The sequence below is a fragment of the Catenuloplanes indicus genome (genome assembly GCF_030813715.1).
Lineage (GTDB): Bacteria > Actinomycetota > Actinomycetes > Mycobacteriales > Micromonosporaceae > Catenuloplanes > Catenuloplanes indicus.
In genome coordinates this window covers 24,127-42,170 of record NZ_JAUSUZ010000002.1, presented here as the reverse complement: position 1 = coordinate 42,170, position 18,044 = coordinate 24,127, and the positions used below count along the sequence as shown (strand labels likewise).

The window sequence follows — 18,044 nt, the reverse complement described above, 5'->3', positions numbered from 1 at the left end:
AATTCCGGCCCGGACAGCCCCTCCCGATCATCGACACCCCCTGACTACGTTCGGCCGATGACCCCGACCGCCAACGACGTAGCAGCGGCCATCCACCGCCTGCTACCCGACCCACCGCCGAACAAGATGCACAAACTCCTCTACTACTGCCAAGGGCACTCCCTGGCCCTCGCCGGCCAGCCCATGTTCACCAATCGGATCACCGCGGACACCGACGGCCCCCGCATCGACGGATACGACCAGACGCCGCCAACCACACAGCGCATCGACCGGATATACACCAACACCGTCGTGTACGTCGTCAGCCGCTACGGAAACCTAGACGTCCGGGACCTATCCAGACTCACGCGCGCCGAAGCGCCGTGGGCCGACACCCCCCACGGTTCGGAGATCACCCACGAAGCGATGTCCCGCTTCTTCAGCACCGACGGCGCCCCCGTCGAACTCGACGACCCCCGCCACACCGATCCCGAGTTCCGCCGAGGCCTACGCCAGCACCTGAAGGAGCACCAGGCAGCCGCCGGCAATGCCGAGTAGCTGGAGGCTCGTCGGTTTCGACAGCGCCTTCGACCATTGGTCACAGCGCACCGAAGCCGACGACGCCACGAAGCAGTTCGTCCGCAAGTGGCTAGACGGGCTCGCAAGCAACCCACGGCCGGCGGGGATCCTGCCGCCGATGCCGGGCCAAACGTACATGCGAGACCCGGAAGACCCGAACGACACAGGTCGATTCGAGAACTGCTTCAACGGCTTCATTCCAGGTCTGCCGACATGGATTCCGTTGAAGGTCGGCTACGACGTCGACCTGTACAACGACACCACCACGTGCAAATATCTGCTCGAGTACCGGCGCGGCTAGAACACACCAACGGCGAACGCCCGGACCGCGATGGTCCGGGCGTTCGCCGTTGAGGCGGCAAGCTACGGCAGATCGATGCGGTAATCGAGGAAGAACCGGTCCGCGGGGACCACAATGTCGACAGCGGCCTCGACCGGCCGGTCACCGGCCAGCATCCGCCGGGTGATCGACTGTACCGGGTCGGAGCCCTGCAACGTCAGGGTCTGCATCTCCTCAGCGGTCGGCCGCCGGCCCAGCACCGACTCCTCGACTGCGGTCACCTTCACCCCGAGGTCGGCGAGCTGCGCAATCGTCCACGCCTCCCACGGCTCGTAGGCCGGGTCAGCGAGCGGGGTGCCGGCGACCATGTCGGCGAGCAGGTACGACGTGGAGATCTTCTGCGGGGAGTGGTTGAGGCGCTGCACCATGCGGCGGCGCAGCAGCAGCGTCCCGTCCTGGACCTGCAGGGCTGCAGCGACATCACCCTCAGCGTCGACCTCGTCGAACTCGCGGTCGATCGTCGCGCCGGCCTCAGGCGGCCGGGGGTCGGCGTAGCGCTGCATGGACAGCCTGCGCCGAGACCGCGGCGGGGTCACATACGACCCTGATCCGTGGCGGGTTTCGACCCGGCCTTCGTCGCGGAGGATCTGCACCGCGCGGCGCACGGTAATCCGTGAGACGCCGAACTGCTGCTCAAGCTGCGGTTCGGTGGGGAGCGGCATTCCGGGCAGGAGTTGTCCCGCGTCGATCTGGGCGCGCAGTCCTTGCGCGACTTGCTGGTACGCGGCTTCCTGGCCTCGCCGTCTGGGCATGGCGATCACCGTACCGTCCCACCTCCCTCGCTACGTAGATGACTTCGTGGCGTCACTCTAGCGTAGAATCATTATGATGACACGGCTCAAGTCATGATGTACTGTCTGAGCATCCCCACCCCACCCCACCCCACCGATCCGACGAGGAGTGCCCGTGAGCTTCCGCCTCCCCCGCAGGCAGCGCCCCAGCGGCGACCCCGCCGCGATCCGCAACGCCCTCGCCCTCCAGCGCGAGCTCACCGCCATCCAGCGCCAGGACGAGCACGCCCGTGCCGTCGACGCCACCCGCCACGAGATCGCCTCCGCGTCCCTCGACGAGCAGCGCGCCGCCGCCCGCCACGCCCGGATCCAGCGGGCCCGCGAAGCTGCCGCCCGCGCCGGCCTCGCCGACCTCTACCGGCACGCCGAACGCGACGGCGAATACGCCCGCATCCGCTCCGCCATCCACGGCAGCGCCGAGATGCGCGCCCTGCGCATCAACCGCGTCCGGGCCTGGTCGCTGCTGATCCTCATCCCCGTCTTCGCCGTGTTCGCCGGCTGGTCCACCGTCAACGTCCACGCCGGCGTCGCCCACCTGCTTCACGCGGAGAGCGGCAGCGCGATGTGGTGGGCCGCCTGGTTCGTCGAGCCCGGCCTGGCAACGCTCGTCGCGGGCCTGATCATCGTCAAGGCCGTCCTGCACTCCTCCGGCGGACACACCGACTGGAAGGCGAGCGCCGCCGAAGGTGCCGCGCTCGGCGCGTCCGTGCTGCTGTCCGCGTTCGGCGCCGGCACGTTCGCGCTGTCCGCCGTCGGGGAGATGTTCACGCACTCGATCGGCGCGATCTTCGCCGCGCTGACCGTGTTCCTCATCGGCCTGATCGAGTCGTACGTTTCCGCGGCGGACCCGTGGAAGGGCGCACCGCGGCTCGCCGACCTTCAGCTCGGGGTGATGCGCACCCCGCCGTCCCCCGTCACCGTCACGGCGACCGTCACCCCGCCGCCTGTCGTCACCGCCCCTGTGGTGACGGATGCGATCGGGGGTGACGCCGTCACCGTCACCCCCGCGATCGAGAGTGACGCGTCACCTGCCACCGTCACGGACGCTCCCGGTGACGCCGTCACCCCGGCCGTCACCGCTACCGCCACCCCGGCGGAGGCGACGCCGTCACCGGCACCGTCCCCCACCCCGCGCCGCACCCCGTCACCCCGCCCCCGTCCCGCCGCCGCCGCCAAAACCGTCACCGCGCAGTCGTCCGTCACCGTCACCGCCGACCAGGCCCGCGCCTTGTCCCGCGACCTCGTTGAGCAGGCCCGCGCCGGCATGACCGACGAGCAGGTCGAGCAGTACGCGGAGCAGCGCGCCCAGGCCGTCCTCGCCGAAGACGGAACCAAGGTCGACGGGATGCGTGAGTACTGGCTGACCTGCGTCGCCCTCGGCATTGAGCCGAAGGGCACCCGCATGGCCAAGGCCGTCTCCGGCGCCGAGTCGAAGGGCCGCACTCTCGCGAAGAAGTGGAACGACGACCTCGCGATCGGCGAGGCCGAGCACGTCCTCACCTCAGCCCTGGAGCGGATCGCGGCGGAACGGGCGGGTGACGGCGATGAGTGACGCCACCCGCACCACCACCGCCCCTGCCGTCACCACCGTCACCTGCGGGAAGGCGTCACCGTCACCCCGCACCGTCACCCCTGGAGCGCCCATGACCGTCACGCCCGTCACCCGCCCCGCCGTCACCAATGGCGCCACCACACGCCGGGAGGTGGCGCCCCGCCGCCACGGCCAGTGGACCGTCACCCCGCCCGTCACCGTCACCCGCGACCTGGTCGCGTTCGGCACGAACCCGCCCGGTGGGCCGCCGCCACTGCCCAAGCCGCCGGCCAAGGGCCTGCGGACCACCGCGTTCGGCCTGTTCGCGGTCATGACCATCGCCGGCGGCGGAGTCGTCGGCGCGACCGGCAGCGGCTCCGACCTGCGCTGGGCGCTCATCGCCCTCACCCTGTTCGCCGCGGTTGGCTCGGCCGGCACGGCGATCGCCGCGAACACCCGCTGACCTGCACGTTCAGTCACTTTCCCGAGGCCGTTGAGGAGGCATCGTGACCACCGAAACCCCGCGCAGGCCGTCCCCGCGGCCCCGGTTCAGCCCGGCCGCGCCGACCGCGGCGAAGCCCGCCGCACCGCAGCCGGCGGCGCCGGTTCAAGACCGCCACGGACAGTCCGAGACGATCGATCCAACTTCTACGCAGAGTGACCTGCAATCTGCAATGCAGGATCCCGAGGGTGTGGGTCTTGAGCGCGAAACCGCCCCCGAACCCCAAGATCCTGCAATTCCTGCAATCACTCTCGGTGACCGATTTTGGGCGCTGTACGAGCGGTCCAAGAACTACTGGACCCCGCCCGCGTTCCTCACCCAACCCCAGCCCAGCCTGCCCGAACTCGCCGCATACGCGAAGAACGCCCCCTGGACCCGTCAGCACGGCCCCGCCCGCGTGACCGGCATCTGGTACGGGCGGCTCATCGCCCGCCCCTACACCGCCTGGTCCTACTCCACCGCCTGGCTCTTCCAGCGCCCCGCCCGCGCCGCCACCGCATCCGGACTCCTCATCCTCGGAGCCCACACCACCCCCGGCAGCTGGTTCATGCACCACATCGTCGTCCCCATCGCCCACGGCCTCGCCTGGGTTCTGCTCTAGGCCACCAAGGAGGCCCGCATGAAGTTCATCGACACCGGCAAGGCACGCATCACCGAAGTCCGCCAGCACGGCGTTGCCCTGCTCGGCTGGATCAGCGTCTTCGTCGGCGCGACCGGCGGCGCCCTCGCGGCCGACACCTGGATCGGCGACACCCTCCGCTGGATCCTCGGCATCACCCCCTGGGACACCTACGTTTACGTACTCACCGCCGTCGCCGGCATCGGCATCATCATCCTCGACCTGATCAAGGACGGCGTCCCGAACCATCCCATGGTCCTGCTTGCCATCGCCGTCCCCTCCATCACCAAGGGCGCCGCGAACATCGTCGGCGGGAAGCTCTACAACCACGTCAACGACTTCTACGCCTGGCTCAAAGAGAACATCGGCGGGAACATCGCCGACTGGATCGGCCCCGAACTCGGCGCGACCGCCATCGCCCTCGCCTGCTTCACCCTCGCGATCCTGCTGTCCCTCGCGGTCCTCGCCCGCCAGCGCACCACCGGCGTCGCGACCGGCATGGTAGGGGCCCGCCGATGACCCTCGCCGTCATCCTCATCGCCTCCTGGTTCGCGGCGAAGTTCCTGATCCAGGAGGGCGCGTACGCCGTCCGCGGGAAAACACCGCCCCGGCATGAAGTCCGCATGGCCGAGATCAAAGCTGGGATCGCGAAGCCCACCTACGGCTGGAGCGGCTTCTTCAACGACCTCCTCGACGACTCCCTGCGTGCCACCGCCCAAACCACCGGCGGCGCCATCCAGGACGCCGCGCGCCGCAAGCTCAACAAGCGGCGCGCGAACGACGGGCTCCCGCCGATCCGCATGGACGGCACCGTCGAACCGACCCCGCCTGCACCCGACAGCACAACACCCGGCGTTGTTCCAGACCCGGCCACAGGACCAGGCACTCCAGTGGACGGCAGCCGAGCGAAAACACCGACCGGCACGTCGCAGCCAGACCTCAGCGCCCCCCAGCCGGCCGGCCCCGGCGCTCCACGTAACCCCGCAGAGCAGGTCCTCGAACTACCGCCATGCGAACGGTGCGGCACGAACACCGACCCCGAGGCCGGCAGCCTGATCCTCGCCTACGAAAACAGCCGATACCTGCGCGTCTGCCGCACCTGCGCTGAGACACGCCGGCCGGAGCCCGCCGCGCCCGGCGCGGCGAACAGCACCACCCGCGGCCAGCGGGAACTGTGCCCCCGCTGCAGCACCGGGCAGATCATCGGCTCCCGGCCGTGGCCGAACGTCGACGGCGGCAGCCCCGACGCGGACCGGCTGTGCAACCGGTGCGGCTGGATGTCCGCCCACGTCGACGACCGCCCCAAGCACGTCCGCGACGCCGAAGCCCGCAACCTGGCCTGCGAGAACGGCACCACCGGCGGCGTAGCAATCGCAACCGATGCGGGTCCCCGCCACCCCGAGCGGCAAAGCCCACCGACCCCGGCCAGCAACGTCATTCCGATCAACCGCGACAAGAGCGACGCCCAGCCGGGCGTCAACACCGCAACCACCGGAGGAACCATGACCGACACCGCCAGCCAGCCCACCTCGGAAATCACCGGCCTCGTCTCGGCCGTCAACTACGCCACGCAGGTCGCCCAAGCACACGCCACCCACGGCGGCGGCGAGCAGTACATCGGCTCCCTGCGCTCATTCGAGGTCGGCGAGGACGTCATCGCCAAGGTCGCCCTCGCTCAGGAGGCATCCCAGAACGCCGCCGCAGCGTGGACCGGTGCCGCCGACGCCATCGCCAGCACAAACGCGGCCGTCGCCGAGGCATACCGCAGCTCCGGCGGCCAGGCCGGCAACAAGCAGTTCGCCACCGGCGAGTAACCCATCCCCTGCCCGGCCGGTCCACCACCGGCCGGGCACCACCCCCGAAGGAGGTAGCCGTGACCGACACCAAAACTGCCCCGGCCAGCCGAGCCGATATCCTTCGCGCCCGCGCCGAGCAGGCCCGCGCCGCCGGCCGCGCCGTCCACGGACACCCCCTCCGCGACCAGGCCGCCCCGCACGCCGCCCTCGGCGTTCTCGTCCTCGCCGGCACCGCCCTGCACGCCGCAGCGTCCGCGTCCCCCGACCGCGCCGAGATCCTCGCCGGGACCGCAGCCACCTGCGTCGTCATCTCCATCGTCGCCGCCACCTTCACCCGCCGCCGTGTGGCCGACAAGAAGATGCGCCGCCGCGCCATCGCCGCGTTCGCGGTCATCGCCGGCTGGCTGCCGCTTGTCACCGCCACCGGCGTCACCACCGACACTGTTCTCCCGCTCGTCCTCGTCGGATTCGCGCTCGCCGCCCACTGGTGGCGGCTGAAGCGCATCCCCAACACCGCCGTCGCCGCGCCCGCAGCGCCAGCTGCGCCGCGCCCCGACCAGTACGCAAGCCTGTGGGCCGAGCACCTCGGCGGGCCCGGCTGCGTTCTCGCCGGCACCCGCCTCGCCAACATGCGCACTATCGACGCCGGCACCCGCTACGACCTGCATCTCGTGCCCGGCAAGATGAGCATGGGCACCGTGCAGGCGCAGATGGATAACCTCCGCACCGGTCTGCGGCTGAAGAAGAACGACCAGCTCGTCATCGAGGAACACCCAAACCCCGACCGTGACGCGTCCTGCCTGCAGATCACCATCGTCACCCGCTCCCCCGTCCGGGACAGCGTCGAACACCCCGGCCTCGACATGACCTTCGACCCGGCCACCGGCTGTGTGTCCCTCGGCCCGTTCATCGACGGCGAGGGCGTCGCCCAGTGGAAGGCGTACACCGGCGCCCGGCTGATGGGTGGCTTCCTCGGCGGAGGCACGAACGCCGGGAAGTCCCGCATGATCGAGGGCGTCGCGATGGCGCTGGCAAACGCCGAGACTCACCCGACCGTCGTCTGGTTCGGCGACGGCCAGGGCGGTGCGAGTTCGCCGCTGCTGAAGAACCACGCCGACCACTTCGCCGGCACGTTCGAGCACATCCACGCCCAACTGATGGGCATGCTGCTCATCGTCGAACTGCGCCAAGACGAGAACGTCGTCGATGACATGCACGAGTTCCAGCCGACCCCGGACCGTCCAGGCCTGCTCGGCGTCCTCGACGAATGCCAGAAGATCTTCTCGAAGCTCGCGAACCCCCTGTACTGGGAGCAGTGCCAGTACGCGGCCGGGACGATCGCCGCGGAGGGCGGCAAGGTCGGTGTGGCGCTGATCCTGGCGTCTCAGCAGACGACCCTGGACGCGTTCGGCGGTGCGCAGACCCCCAACGCGGAGCGGATTCGCTCCAACCTCCTCGTCGGCAACGGCATCTGCCTGCGGTCGAAGGACCCGAACGCGAAGCAGGTGTTCGGCATCGACATCAATCCGAAGACGTTCCCGAAGATGCCCGGCTACGCGTGGGTCGTCGACCCGGAGGAAGGCGCACGGTCGGCGCCGTTCCGCGGCTACTTTCTTACCGACGCCCAGCGCGACACCTGGCCGCACCAGATCAACTGGCGGTCGCTTGACGTTGGCGCCGCCAACGCGTACGGCGACGAGTATCTGCGCCGACACGAGCTGGCCGCGCAGGCGATCGAGGAGCGGCGGCGGCGGGTGGAGGCCCGACGCCGAGGGCAGGCCAACCCGCAGGGAACGCAGCTGCGCAAGGTTGTTCCCGCGGGCGGCGACGGCCCGTCCGCTGCCGACTTCGGCATCCTCACGTTCCCCGTGTGGGATCCGACGGACCCGGCGAAGTTCGCGGTGGCACCCTCGGCCAAGCCGGTGAAGGAACTGCACGACGGGCACCGGAAGGTTCTCGACGCCATGCGGGCCGGCTGCCAGTCCCCGAAGGCGATACAGGACGCGACCGGCTACGGGGAGCGGCAGGTGTACAACCTGCTGCGCGAGCTGATCGACATGGTTCGGGTCCGCAAGGACGGCCGCGGCGCCTACCTACTGATCAACGACGGGCAGGTTGCGGCGTGACCCACGCCGCTACTGGGCCGCGCACCGGCCCGCGCCGCGGGATCGTATACGGGTTCAACGTCCGCGACCCGCAGACCGGGATCGTCTACCTCGGCTATGTCGGGCAGACCCGGCAGCTACTGCGGGCCCGCGAGGCCCAGCACCGCACCGACCAGTCTTGGGCCGACATCATCGACGGCGGGGCGTTCGTCCTCGAGGAGGGCGTGTGGTCCGACGGTGAGCTGGATCGCCGGGAAGTCGCGGCGATTCAGCGGCTCCGCCCACTGTTCAACATCGCCGGGAATGAGGCGAACCCGGACCGGATCCCACCGTGGGAGGCCGTTGCTGCTCGCCACCTCCGCGACGATGCGGCTGGCCGGCCGCGCTGGGTTGCACCACCGAAGGACAGGCCGCGGCCGGGGAAGCGCCAGGAGATCCCGACGCCCGCCCAGCTTGGCATGACCCGACGGCCGGTCCGGCGACCGATCCCGCTGGGTGTGGTCGCAGCGGCATGGGTGGGGATGTTCGTCGCCGGGATGGGCGCAGCCTCGTGGGCCGGTATTCCGGAGAACGTGGCCGGCTGGTTGGCGATCGCGGTCGCGTCCGCGATGTGGGGGCGGTTCGTGGTGCCGGCGTGGTGGCACCGGAGGCGCTGATGGCGCTGTGGCGCCGTCCCTCGGTCAGGGGCGGACGGCAGCGTATCGACGACGGTACTGTGCGCGTATGGCCAACTCGTACTACGACGTCGCCGGGAACATCGCCAACAGCAAGGGCATCCAGGACGACACCACTGAGCGTCGGCTGGCCCGCGCGCAGGTGTTCGCGACGCTCGCTCTGACCGACGCCGTGTATGCGCTACGGGACGAGGTCACGCGCGTCGCGATCGGCATTGAGGATCAGAGCACGCAGACCTCGATCATTGGGCTGCAGAACGCGATCCGCGAGGTTGCCAACCGGTTTACCTAGACTGTGTCGGCTGCGCGTGCGAGCCCGGCCCGGAACCGCCTCCGGCCGGGCTCGCACCGTCTCGTGCGGGCTCCTGACTCCCGCCCGGCCGTCAGATGATCGGCGGATATCGACCCAGCCGATCGACGGTCGTACGCGTGTCGGATCGAAATTGGGACACCCCAATCTCGTACCGTGAACTCGCCGGGTGCGCGGCACCCCGTTCCCTCCCCCACCAGGGACAGGTCCCCCCGCCGCGCGCCCGCCCACCACGGGAGGCAGCCTTGGATGAACCGGCCTGGTGCGACCCAAACCAGTGCACCGCCCATAAACGAATACCCAACCGGCCGGCGTCGTGGGCCGCGCACCGGTCCGCGGTCACCACCGTGACCAGCCCCCGCGGCGCGCAAGTATCCGCCCAGCTCGTGAGGCCCGCGCACGGCACCCGCACCATGCTGTTCCTCGGCATCGGCCCCCGCGGCGCCGGCGGCATCTCCACGCACATCGACCTCGACGGCGGTGCCACGCTCGCCGACGGAATCCGCGCCCTGGTCGAGGCCGGCCGTGCCTGACCGCCCCGACCGTGACGAGCTCGCATGGTGGGTGATCGCCCCGCACGCGATACCGGTCCGGCCGACCGCGCCCGGGCACGACGAAACGCCCCGCCCCCACCCCGAAGGGCAAGAGCGGGGCGAACCCAGGATGGGCAACGAGCCCGGCGCGTGACCTAGTCCAGAGGAGCCGGCTGCGGGCGTCGGTCCCGGGCGCCGACCTGCTGCGCCGCGGCGGCGAGCCCGGCCGGCTTGAACAGCCCTAAGTGTGCGGCGACGGCGATGCCGAAGCTGACCGCGGTGGCGTAGACGACCGGGACCGCTTCGAAGCTCACGCCGGTGTTCACGGCCTGCAGCCACGCCTCGAGCACGGACTTGACGGCGGCGAGGCCGAGCAGCAGCACCGCCTTGATCCCCGCGCTGGTGGTGCGGGTGGTGACGAGGCCGACGGCGAGCGGCAGCAGGACGGTGACGGCGAGGCCGAGGAGCCCGCCGAGGTCGGGGCGGAAACCGTAGATGGGCAGGTCGGTCATGGGTTGCCTCCAGGCGTAAAGTCGTGATCATGAGTGGGGTGAGGGCAGGTCAGTGGTGGTGCAACACCCACGGCGCGGTCACCCCGCACCGCGGTGGTGTCGTCCCCGCCTGCCCGGCCTGCGGCATCGCGGTCCTGCAAGCCGTCAACGACGGCGCGAAACTCGTCTACCGGGAACCGGCGCCAGAACGGTGCGCGGGCATAGAAAAGCACCCGCTCCGGCCCGGGCGGGTGCTACTCGGCTGGACCGCGTGCCTGTGCAACCCCAACGGCGGGCACAGGTCGTGGCAGTGCGCTGAATGCGACGACGTGCAGATCTGGCCGCCGCACTCGATCGTCGACGACAAGCCCTACTTCGGGCCCGGCCACAACGACGCGTGGAGGTCAACGGGGTGAGTAGGGCGGGCCCTGGTTCCAGCGCGCCACCGTCCCCCAACCGTTGCATCGGCGGCATGGCTCCCAACGGTTCCGGCCGACGTAGCCCAGCGACTCCGTCCACCGCTCCCATTCGACCTGCACCTGCCGGTTCCCACCGCAAGCGGCGCACACCCCGGTTGCCGCCTCCTCGCGCAATGCGGCATCGTGAGTTCCCCCCGGTTTGGCGGAGCTTCTCAAGCATGATCGACTGATCATGGGGAGGAAGTTCTGTGGCCGCACCGAAGAAGTACCCCGATGAGCTGAGGGCGCGTGCTGTGCGTTTGTATCGCGAGTCGGAGCCGAAGCCGACGATCCGGCGGCTGGCCGAGCAACTGAACGTGCATCACGAGGCTTTGCGGAACTGGATCCGGCAGGCCGCGGGCGAACGTCATGACCGGCCGACCACGGAGATGGCGGAGGAGAGCCGCCGGCTGCGGGAAGAGGTCGCTGAGCTGCGCCGGGTGAATGAGATCCTGCGTGCCGCGTCCAGTTATTTCGCATCGGAGCTCGGCCCGGCCCGGCGACGGTCATGAGGTTCATCGACGAACACCGTGACTGCTTCGCGGTCGCGCTCCTGCTACGGGTTCTCAACATCGCCGAGTCGACCTACTACCAGTGGGTCAGGCAGGCCAAACAGCCCTGTGACCGGGACCTGGTCGACCTCGGGCTGCTCTCCAACATCTATGAGATCTGGGAAGCGTCCGGCTTCACCTACGGCGCCGACCGCATTCATCGGCAGCTGCGTCGTGACGGCATCCGGGTCGGCCGCAAGCGTGTCGAGCGACTGATGGCCGGCCAGGGCTGGCACGGGGCGTTCCTGCGCCGCGGCTGGCGCGGCGGCTCAACGAAGCAGAATCCCGCGCACACGCCGGCGCCGGATCTGGTCAACCGCCAGTTCACCGCGACCGGCCCGAACCGTCTGTGGGTCGCTGATGCCACCCGGATCCCGTGCGGCGAGGGCGTGTTCTGGCTGGCCGCCGTCCGCGACGTGTTCTCCCGCCGCATCGTCGGGTGGAAGACCTCCGACCGGTGCGATACCGATCTGATCCTGGCCGCCCTCGAGTACGGCATCTGGTCGCGTGACGTCCGCGACGGCCAGCTCATACATCACAGCGACAGAGGATCGAACTACACGAGTTTCCGCTTCTCACAGCGCTTGCAGGACAACGGAATCCGGCCGTCGATGGGGTCGGTCGGTGACTCGTTCGACAACGCGCTGATGGAGAACTTCTGGTCGACGCTGAAGATCGAACTGGTCTACCGAACGTCGTGGCGGACCCGCGATGAGGCCGAGAACGCGATCTTCGAGTATATCGACACCTGGTACAACACCCGCCGCATCCAGAAGGAACTCGGCTACCTCAGCCCGGACGAATACGAGTCCGCCTGGCACGCCCACACCGAGCCAGATAACCTCACCCCTGCCCCGACCGGAAGCAGGTAACCACCGCTCCGTCGAAACGGGGGGAACTCATCGCGCTGCCCCTGCCTGACTGTGGCGAATAGCACGATAAGCAGCACGACAAGAATGACCGGCATAGAGCAGCACGTCAGGTCGATAACAGTGGCCCAGAACCCGTCCGGCACGTCCATGCCTGACTATGGTCCGGCGGGCGCCCGGCATGCGATCGGCGCAGGTGTCGACCCCGACGCCGATCGAGGGCCAGAAGAGTCCGTAAGTGCCACAGTCTCTGACAATGTGGCACGTAGCTCTGCCAAAGACTGCGAAAACGGCTGCGTTCAGCCGCGCCCGTTCGCGGACTGCCGTTGCACCAGCCCACGCAGGGTCTCCAGGGACGCGTCCGGGCGCAGGATCGCCGTCCGCAGTGCCTGCAGCTCCGCCGCGAGCGCCCGCGCCTCCGCCGTCACCCGCTCGATCTGGACCTGCGCCGCCTGCATCTGCTCGCGGGCGGCACGCGCCTGCGCCTGCGCCGCCTCAGCCTGTTCCTGCGCCGACTCGGCAGCCTTCTCGAACTTCGCGATCCACTCCATCGCCGTGCCGGTGATCACCTGCGCCGCGTCCGCTTTCGACTTCCGGCGGGAGAACATTGCGTTCAGCAGCGCCCCCAAACCGCCCAGGCCGCCGATCGCCGCGACCAGGATCAGCACCCACCCCGTCGGGCCCGTCACCGGTCACCGTCCTCGACCAGCAGCGGCACCGCCTCCACCCGCCCGGCCCGGTCGATCCTGCGCAGATCCAGACCGATCTGCCCGGCGCGCGCCCACGCCCCGCACGCGATCGCCGCCGTGAAACCCCCGGCGACCAGCGCCGCCATCCCGGACACAGTGAACACCGCGATCACGTACATGGTCACCCCGCCCGCGAGGAGCAGTATCCCCGCCATCTCCACCCGCAGCCCGGTCTCCACGCTCCCGCGCCACCACGCCCCCAGCAGGGCAACCAGGCCTGCGGCGGCCAGCATCACCATCCACACCGTGATCAGGCCGTGCGGCATCGTCTGCGACGCCGACCGCGGTACCTCCCGCGTCACGGCCAGCACCACCCCGACGAACACCGTCGCGACCAGGATCGCCGCCTCGAACGGGTGCCGGCCGGAGGTGACCTGCACCGGGCGGCCCGTCACGCGGCCGGCCCGTCGAGCGAACCCAGGACCCTGCGGATCGCCATCTCCTGCGCGTCGGCGAGCATCTCCGGGGCGACCTGACCGGCGAGGTGCTGGCCGACCGCGGTGACGAGCAGCGGCGCCAGCTCCTGCGCGATCTGGGTGCGCATCGCGTGGAGCGCCTCGATCTGCTGCGCGGCGCGCAGGTCGACCCGGGCCAGGATCTCCTGCGGGGTCAGGCCCTTCACCGCGGCCAGGATCGCCTCGTCCCGCAGGCGCTGCCGGTTCGACTCCGCCGCCCAGTCCTGCGCCATCGCGAGCAGCAGCTGCAGCGGCGACCCGGCCGCGGGCGGTGTCACCATGCCCGCCGTGCCGGCGCGGCTGATCAGCCAGTCGCGGAGGTTCGACACGTCCGCGAGGACGTTCCCGACCGTCCGGTTCGGGTTGCCGGTCCTGTTGGCCAGCCGATCGGTCTGCTGCATGTCTCCCCCGGAGGTTGTGCTGGTGGTTGTGGTGCGGGCCCGCCACGCCGCCAGAGACTCGCCGGACAGCACCGACATGACGCGGGGCGCAAGCTGCGGATGAGCCAGGAAACGGCGGATGAACGAGATATGGAGATGCCAGAGGTGCGTCGCGTCGCGGCCCGGGTCCGGTCCGGCGTCCGCCCCCACGCCGAGCGGGCGGCCACCGACCAGGACGTAGCAGTACACCGACCGGTTGTCCTTCGTACCGATGAACTCCCGGATGATCGGATGCCCGTCGATGTACAGCCGCTCATCCCTCGCCCGCGCCGCCACATCCAGCCGGCCGGTGTACAGGCGCATCGCCGCCGCGGACATCGTCAGGTCGATCGCCGCAGCCTTGTCCTGCGGCCCCTGCCGATCGGCCGCAACATCCCCGACGGAGTAGTCGCCGCCGGGTAGGGCCAGCCGGTAGTTGTGGTAGCCGGGCTTCGCCGCGTAGATCCCGCCCAGGAGAGCGGTCGGCTCAAGCGCATCGAACCGGACCCAGATCTCCCAGACCTGGTCGGTGATCCGCTGCCGGTTCGGATTCGGGACCGCCATCAGACCTCGCCCGCCTCAGGCAGGCAGATCACGTCAAACAGGTCGCTCTCCGCCGCCGCGATCGCGGCCGCCTCGGACAGCCACCGGTTGTCGCCGGCGTGCCCGCCCGGGTCGACCCGCCACACCCTGGCGTGTCCGTCCCACCGGTAGATCCACACCATGTGGCGGGGTTTGTCACCGAGGACGAACCCGCCCGGGAACCGGGACAGCTGCACGCGGCCGTGCAGCGGCCCGCCCTCGCATATCGCCTCGAACACCCGGCCGGTCACGACGTCAGGCTCCGATACCAGGACACCTCGAGCGTCGTCGTGAACGTCGACGTCTCCGATCCGGTGCCGAGGATGTCGACGTTCCCCGTCGTCGACTGGTAGGCGCGCATTTCGATGTAGTCCAAGGAGCCGTTGCACTCCACCAGCCGCGACACCGACTGGCTGATCGAGATCGCGGACAGGTTCGCGATCCGTGACGATGCCGCCAGGTCGGTGCCGTTCCGGGCGATCAGCACCCGCCGGTCACCGCCGGCAACCCCACCCCACCACAGGTTCGCCGTCACCAGGTACACGCCCGGAACGGACGGTGTGATCCGGGACGGGTTGACGGTGTTGCTGTGAAAGTTGTGGGTGTCGAACACCTCGAGGGTGGCGCCGCCGAACGACACCACGACCGTGCCGGACGGCACGTTGTGCACCTGGTTCGCGCCGAGAATGAGGCGCGTGACTGGCTTGTCCGCGATCAGGTTCAGGCGGGCCGGTGTGAGTTTCTGGCCGGCAAGGAACGTGGGCACGGCGGGACCTCCTCACGATGCGAAAGGAACCCCGCGCGGCAGGGAAAGAAGAGGCGGTCAGAGAGGCAGGTAGGCGGGCTCGGCCACGTCCACCGGCGTGCCGGCCGGGTGCGCGGACGCGGTCGTGCCGTTCGCGCCGCGCGCCGTCAGGGTGATCGTTTGGCTGGCCCCGGCCGGGGTGCTGGCGCCGGACGCGACGACCTGTTCGGCGCCGACCTGCAGCGTCAGCGGGTAGTCGGCCGGGTCCTGCGTCCACGGCACGCCCGCGTTCGTCACCACCATGGACAGGCCCACGACGGTCAGGCCGCCGCCGGCGACCACGCACCCGTCGGTCGCGGGCCGCAGATCCCCGTCCAGCTCGGCGACATCCCACGGCCCGTACGGCGAGCACGTGGCCCGCACCGACCAGGTCGTGGGCGCGAGCGTCTCCGTGTACCCGTCCAAAATCTGCGAGATGACGCCCGCTCCGGTGACGGACGCCGGCGGGTTGGTGCGGTCGATGCGGGCGCCGATGTCCAGGCCCAGCCATGCCGTGATCAGGCCTGGGTTGGCGACCAGGTCGATCGGGAGTTCCGGGTAGCGAACGTCATCGACGGTGCCGAGCCGCACGTCCCAGGAGGCGTGCAGGGCGGCGTCGGTGTCGTAGACGAGGTTGGACTGCCGGCTGTCGGCGTACCGGCCGTTCGCGGCGATGTGCGCCTCGTCCTCGTAACGGCCCTCGGACCCGCCGACCCGGGTCACCGTCGCGTCGTTGACGAGCCCCTGGTCGTCCCAGACCGGTTTCAGGACGTCGGCCTGCCCGCCGGACGCGACCCGGTACTGCGCCAAGTCGATGACCATGGACGGGGTCAGGTTGTAGCGGGCGCCGCGCGGCAGGTATGCGAGCGCGAAACCCTTCTCGTAGCGGATCCCGCCGTCCGTTGCCGCGCAGTCCGCGAGCAGCTCCAGCAGCGTCGCGTCCGCTTGCGCGCCCATCGGCGTGCCCGTTCCCGCGTCCAGCACCGGCGTGACGACGACCGGCACCCCCGCCTCGGCGCACAGCCGCGCGACCCGGCGGTGTGCTGCTTCACCGGCCCACGCCTGCCACACGTGCGCACGCTGCCCGGTGTCCGGGTCGAGGTAGCTGTCGGCGGTGATAGGGATGTTGCGCCCGTCCCACACCTGCACATGCCCGGCCGCCCACTGCTTGCCCAAGTCGTTGGACGCGGCGTTGTTCACCACGCTGCTCGGGTTGATGATGACCCGGTCGATGCGGCCCAGCGTCCCCGCGATCGTCTGCGACACGAACCCGGACGTCGCCGAGTCGCCCTGCCACAGCCGGATGTCCACGTTCCCGCCGGACTGGATCGCGTCGATCTGGTATTGGGCGAGCGTGGTCGAGATGAACCCCTGGAACGCCCCGGCCAGCACGTCCTCGCCGGTGTAGAACCGCAGCTCCGAAAAACCGGAGTTCAGGCTGACCAGCACCCATTTTGTCCAGGTGCCGTGCGTGAACCGCAGCTCCATCATCGGAATGTCCGCGCCGAACCCCGGCGCCCACACCGCGGCCAGCATCCGGACCGCCCACTCCACCGGCGACGACGTGCCGCGCCGGGCGGTGCCGGTCAACCGGCCGCCCTGCGACAGATCCGCGATCGGCGCCGTCCCCCACCGGCGCGTCGACGGCACGGGCGGCGGCGGGTCGTACCCGGCCCAGCCGACCGGCAGGGACCCGGGTGTCATCGCCTGCGCGTCGTCGAGCGCGGACGCACCCCGGGTTGAGTCGGAGGCGTCCTCGAGCGGCCAATACCCGACCAACGGTTTGCCGGCGGCGCGGTACTGTTCGGCCGCGGCCCGGATCGGGGACCGTGCGGGCGGCTGGCCGCGCTGCAGGCGCCGGGAGACACCGGAAATCCGGACGCGGACCTGGGACCAGGTGGTGCCGCCCGCGGCGGGCAGGATGGTGGGCTGCCAGTCGTCGGCGTACCCGGCCAGCCGCGTGCTGAACGGCACGAAAGCGACGTCGTCCCAGAACATGCCGGGCAGCGCGGTGGCGGTGTTCGTGATGCCGGAGCGGATGCCGTGCCCCAGGCCAGCCTGCGTGAACACGGTGTCCGTCGCCGACGCAGTCCACACCGCCGGCTCCGCGCCGGCCCCGGCCCACACCTTGATGTGCAGGTCGGGTCCGTCGACGCGGCCGTGCAGGTGCAACGGCATGCCGGGCGTGTACGTCAGCCCGGAGTCGACCGACGCAAGGGTCGTCTCCACGCCGGTGACCCGGCGCAGCAGATCGACCCACACGGCACCGGACGCGGCGATGACGCGGGCGCGTAACTGCAGGTACGAGTTGGCGTCGGCGATCCTGGCGGCAAACCCGACGTTGCAGGCGCCGTCCGTCGGCATCCCGTCGAGGGTCACCGTGCCGTACAGGTCTACGTCGTCGGCGTCCATCTGCCGGTACGAGATCCGGTAGTGGTTCGCGGCCTGGACGCGGTGCACACCCTGCGCGCCGGTCAGCGCGAAATCCGTGGCCAGGTCGTAGGGGACGGTCGCGACCCACGCCCACGGCTGCTCGACCGTGCCCCACGCGGACGCGCCCGCGGCCGGCCGGTCGAAGTCGTCGACCACATCGGCGGTGTGCGGGTAGACGCGGAGCCGTGCCGGGACGGCCCGGGTGATCGTCCACGGTGAGCCGGGATTCCGCGGCGTCAGCCAGCCGTCGGCGTTGGTCAGCTCGACCTGCCCGGACTGCGCCGCGGCCTCCGACGCGCCCGGCGACACACCACGGGTGATCGAGATCGGGGTGGCCATCAGCCGCGGCGTGAGGTCGGTGAACGTCCAGGTGTGCGGCTGCGCGGTCAGGTTCGCGCCGAACGCCATCTCCAGTTGCGCGTCAAGCGGCGCATCCGGGAACGGCGTGCCGGACCGGGACGTTGCCGGGGTCACGAACAGCGGCATTCAGCTCA

22 protein-coding genes are annotated in these 18,044 nt (G+C 70.3%); 14 read left to right on the top strand and 8 right to left on the bottom strand.

Features of this window, described 5'->3' with window-relative positions:
* Positions 1-57: 57 nt before the first annotated feature.
* Positions 58-537: a Panacea domain-containing protein gene (locus J2S42_RS41575; RefSeq protein WP_307249420.1), complete on the top strand. Its 480-nt coding sequence runs from the start codon at positions 58-60 to the stop codon at positions 535-537.
* Positions 527-859, top strand: a complete 333-nt coding sequence (locus J2S42_RS41570; RefSeq protein ID WP_307249418.1) for a hypothetical protein — start codon at positions 527-529, stop codon at positions 857-859. The genes J2S42_RS41575 and J2S42_RS41570 overlap by 11 nt, the downstream gene beginning before the upstream one ends.
* A gap of 62 nt (positions 860-921) precedes the next feature.
* Here J2S42_RS41570 and J2S42_RS41565 read toward each other — a convergent pair whose 3' ends face one another.
* Positions 922-1,650: a GntR family transcriptional regulator gene (locus J2S42_RS41565; protein ID WP_307249429.1), complete on the bottom strand. Its 729-nt coding sequence runs from the start codon at positions 1,648-1,650 to the stop codon at positions 922-924.
* Between the two features lie 154 nt (positions 1,651-1,804).
* On the opposite strand from J2S42_RS41565, the gene J2S42_RS41560 reads away from it, so the two are divergent.
* The 9 genes from J2S42_RS41560 (at position 1,805) to J2S42_RS41520 (ending at position 9,759) form a co-directional block, all read left to right on the top strand.
* Positions 1,805-3,241, top strand: a complete 1,437-nt coding sequence (locus tag J2S42_RS41560; protein ID WP_307249416.1) for a hypothetical protein — start codon at positions 1,805-1,807, stop codon at positions 3,239-3,241.
* 91 nt (positions 3,242-3,332) lie between these two features.
* Positions 3,333-3,683 carry a hypothetical protein gene (locus tag J2S42_RS41555; protein WP_307249414.1) on the top strand — a complete coding sequence of 117 codons (351 nt, stop codon included), beginning with the start codon at positions 3,333-3,335 and terminating at the stop codon, positions 3,681-3,683.
* A gap of 43 nt (positions 3,684-3,726) precedes the next feature.
* Positions 3,727-4,323, top strand: coding sequence for a hypothetical protein (locus J2S42_RS41550; protein WP_307249412.1), 597 nt, complete (start codon positions 3,727-3,729; stop codon positions 4,321-4,323).
* Positions 4,324-4,341: 18 nt separating this feature from the next.
* Positions 4,342-4,860 carry a hypothetical protein gene (locus tag J2S42_RS41545; protein ID WP_307249410.1) on the top strand — a complete coding sequence of 173 codons (519 nt, stop codon included), beginning with the start codon at positions 4,342-4,344 and terminating at the stop codon, positions 4,858-4,860.
* Positions 4,857-6,155, top strand: coding sequence for a hypothetical protein (locus J2S42_RS41540; RefSeq protein WP_307249408.1), 1,299 nt, complete (start codon positions 4,857-4,859; stop codon positions 6,153-6,155). Before J2S42_RS41545 ends, J2S42_RS41540 begins: the two co-directional genes overlap by 4 nt.
* Before the next feature lie 59 nt (positions 6,156-6,214).
* Positions 6,215-8,263: an ATP-binding protein gene (locus J2S42_RS41535; RefSeq protein WP_307249406.1), complete on the top strand. Its 2,049-nt coding sequence runs from the start codon at positions 6,215-6,217 to the stop codon at positions 8,261-8,263.
* On the top strand, positions 8,260-8,898 hold the full coding sequence (locus tag J2S42_RS41530; protein WP_307249405.1) for a hypothetical protein: 639 nt from the start codon (positions 8,260-8,262) through the stop codon (positions 8,896-8,898). The genes J2S42_RS41535 and J2S42_RS41530 overlap by 4 nt, the downstream gene beginning before the upstream one ends.
* 67 nt (positions 8,899-8,965) lie before the next feature.
* On the top strand, positions 8,966-9,208 hold the full coding sequence (locus tag J2S42_RS41525) for a hypothetical protein (RefSeq protein ID WP_307249403.1): 243 nt from the start codon (positions 8,966-8,968) through the stop codon (positions 9,206-9,208).
* A gap of 404 nt (positions 9,209-9,612) precedes the next feature.
* Positions 9,613-9,759: a hypothetical protein gene (locus J2S42_RS41520; protein WP_307249401.1), complete on the top strand. Its 147-nt coding sequence runs from the start codon at positions 9,613-9,615 to the stop codon at positions 9,757-9,759.
* 155 nt (positions 9,760-9,914) lie between these two features.
* Here the strand turns inward: J2S42_RS41520 and J2S42_RS41515 are convergent, their stop codons facing one another.
* Positions 9,915-10,271 carry a hypothetical protein gene (locus J2S42_RS41515; protein WP_307249399.1) on the bottom strand — a complete coding sequence of 119 codons (357 nt, stop codon included), beginning with the start codon at positions 10,269-10,271 and terminating at the stop codon, positions 9,915-9,917.
* Between the two features lie 29 nt (positions 10,272-10,300).
* On the opposite strand from J2S42_RS41515, the gene J2S42_RS41510 reads away from it, so the two are divergent.
* The 3 genes from J2S42_RS41510 (at position 10,301) to J2S42_RS41500 (ending at position 12,131) form a co-directional block, all read left to right on the top strand.
* Entirely contained in the window at positions 10,301-10,666 is a 366-nt protein-coding gene (locus J2S42_RS41510) for a hypothetical protein (RefSeq protein ID WP_307249397.1), read from the top strand.
* A gap of 251 nt (positions 10,667-10,917) precedes the next feature.
* The gene (locus J2S42_RS41505; protein WP_307237324.1) at positions 10,918-11,220 is read left to right on the top strand and encodes a transposase; all 303 of its coding nucleotides are present in this window, start codon (positions 10,918-10,920) and stop codon (positions 11,218-11,220) included.
* Positions 11,217-12,131, top strand: a complete 915-nt coding sequence (locus J2S42_RS41500; protein ID WP_307237321.1) for an IS3 family transposase — start codon at positions 11,217-11,219, stop codon at positions 12,129-12,131. The genes J2S42_RS41505 and J2S42_RS41500 overlap by 4 nt, the downstream gene beginning before the upstream one ends.
* 296 nt (positions 12,132-12,427) lie before the next feature.
* On the opposite strand, the gene J2S42_RS41495 is transcribed toward J2S42_RS41500, so the two are convergent.
* The 6 genes from J2S42_RS41495 to J2S42_RS41470 are packed head-to-tail and all read right to left on the bottom strand — an operon-like array spanning position 12,428 to position 18,036.
* Positions 12,428-12,817 carry a hypothetical protein gene (locus tag J2S42_RS41495; RefSeq protein ID WP_307249395.1) on the bottom strand — a complete coding sequence of 130 codons (390 nt, stop codon included), beginning with the start codon at positions 12,815-12,817 and terminating at the stop codon, positions 12,428-12,430.
* The gene (locus J2S42_RS41490; protein ID WP_307249393.1) at positions 12,814-13,272 is read right to left on the bottom strand and encodes a hypothetical protein; all 459 of its coding nucleotides are present in this window, start codon (positions 13,270-13,272) and stop codon (positions 12,814-12,816) included. Before J2S42_RS41490 ends, J2S42_RS41495 begins: the two co-directional genes overlap by 4 nt.
* Positions 13,269-14,315 (bottom strand): hypothetical protein, encoded by a 1,047-nt coding sequence (locus J2S42_RS41485; protein ID WP_307249391.1) that lies wholly within the window; start codon positions 14,313-14,315, stop codon positions 13,269-13,271. Before J2S42_RS41485 ends, J2S42_RS41490 begins: the two co-directional genes overlap by 4 nt.
* Complete coding sequence (locus J2S42_RS41480) at positions 14,315-14,584, bottom strand: hypothetical protein (RefSeq protein WP_307249389.1); 270 nt, start codon at positions 14,582-14,584, stop codon at positions 14,315-14,317. The genes J2S42_RS41485 and J2S42_RS41480 overlap by 1 nt, the downstream gene beginning before the upstream one ends.
* Complete coding sequence (locus J2S42_RS41475) at positions 14,581-15,099, bottom strand: hypothetical protein (protein ID WP_307249388.1); 519 nt, start codon at positions 15,097-15,099, stop codon at positions 14,581-14,583. The genes J2S42_RS41480 and J2S42_RS41475 overlap by 4 nt, the downstream gene beginning before the upstream one ends.
* Before the next feature lie 57 nt (positions 15,100-15,156).
* Positions 15,157-18,036: a hypothetical protein gene (locus J2S42_RS41470; protein ID WP_307249386.1), complete on the bottom strand. Its 2,880-nt coding sequence runs from the start codon at positions 18,034-18,036 to the stop codon at positions 15,157-15,159.
* Positions 18,037-18,044: the final 8 nt, after the last annotated feature.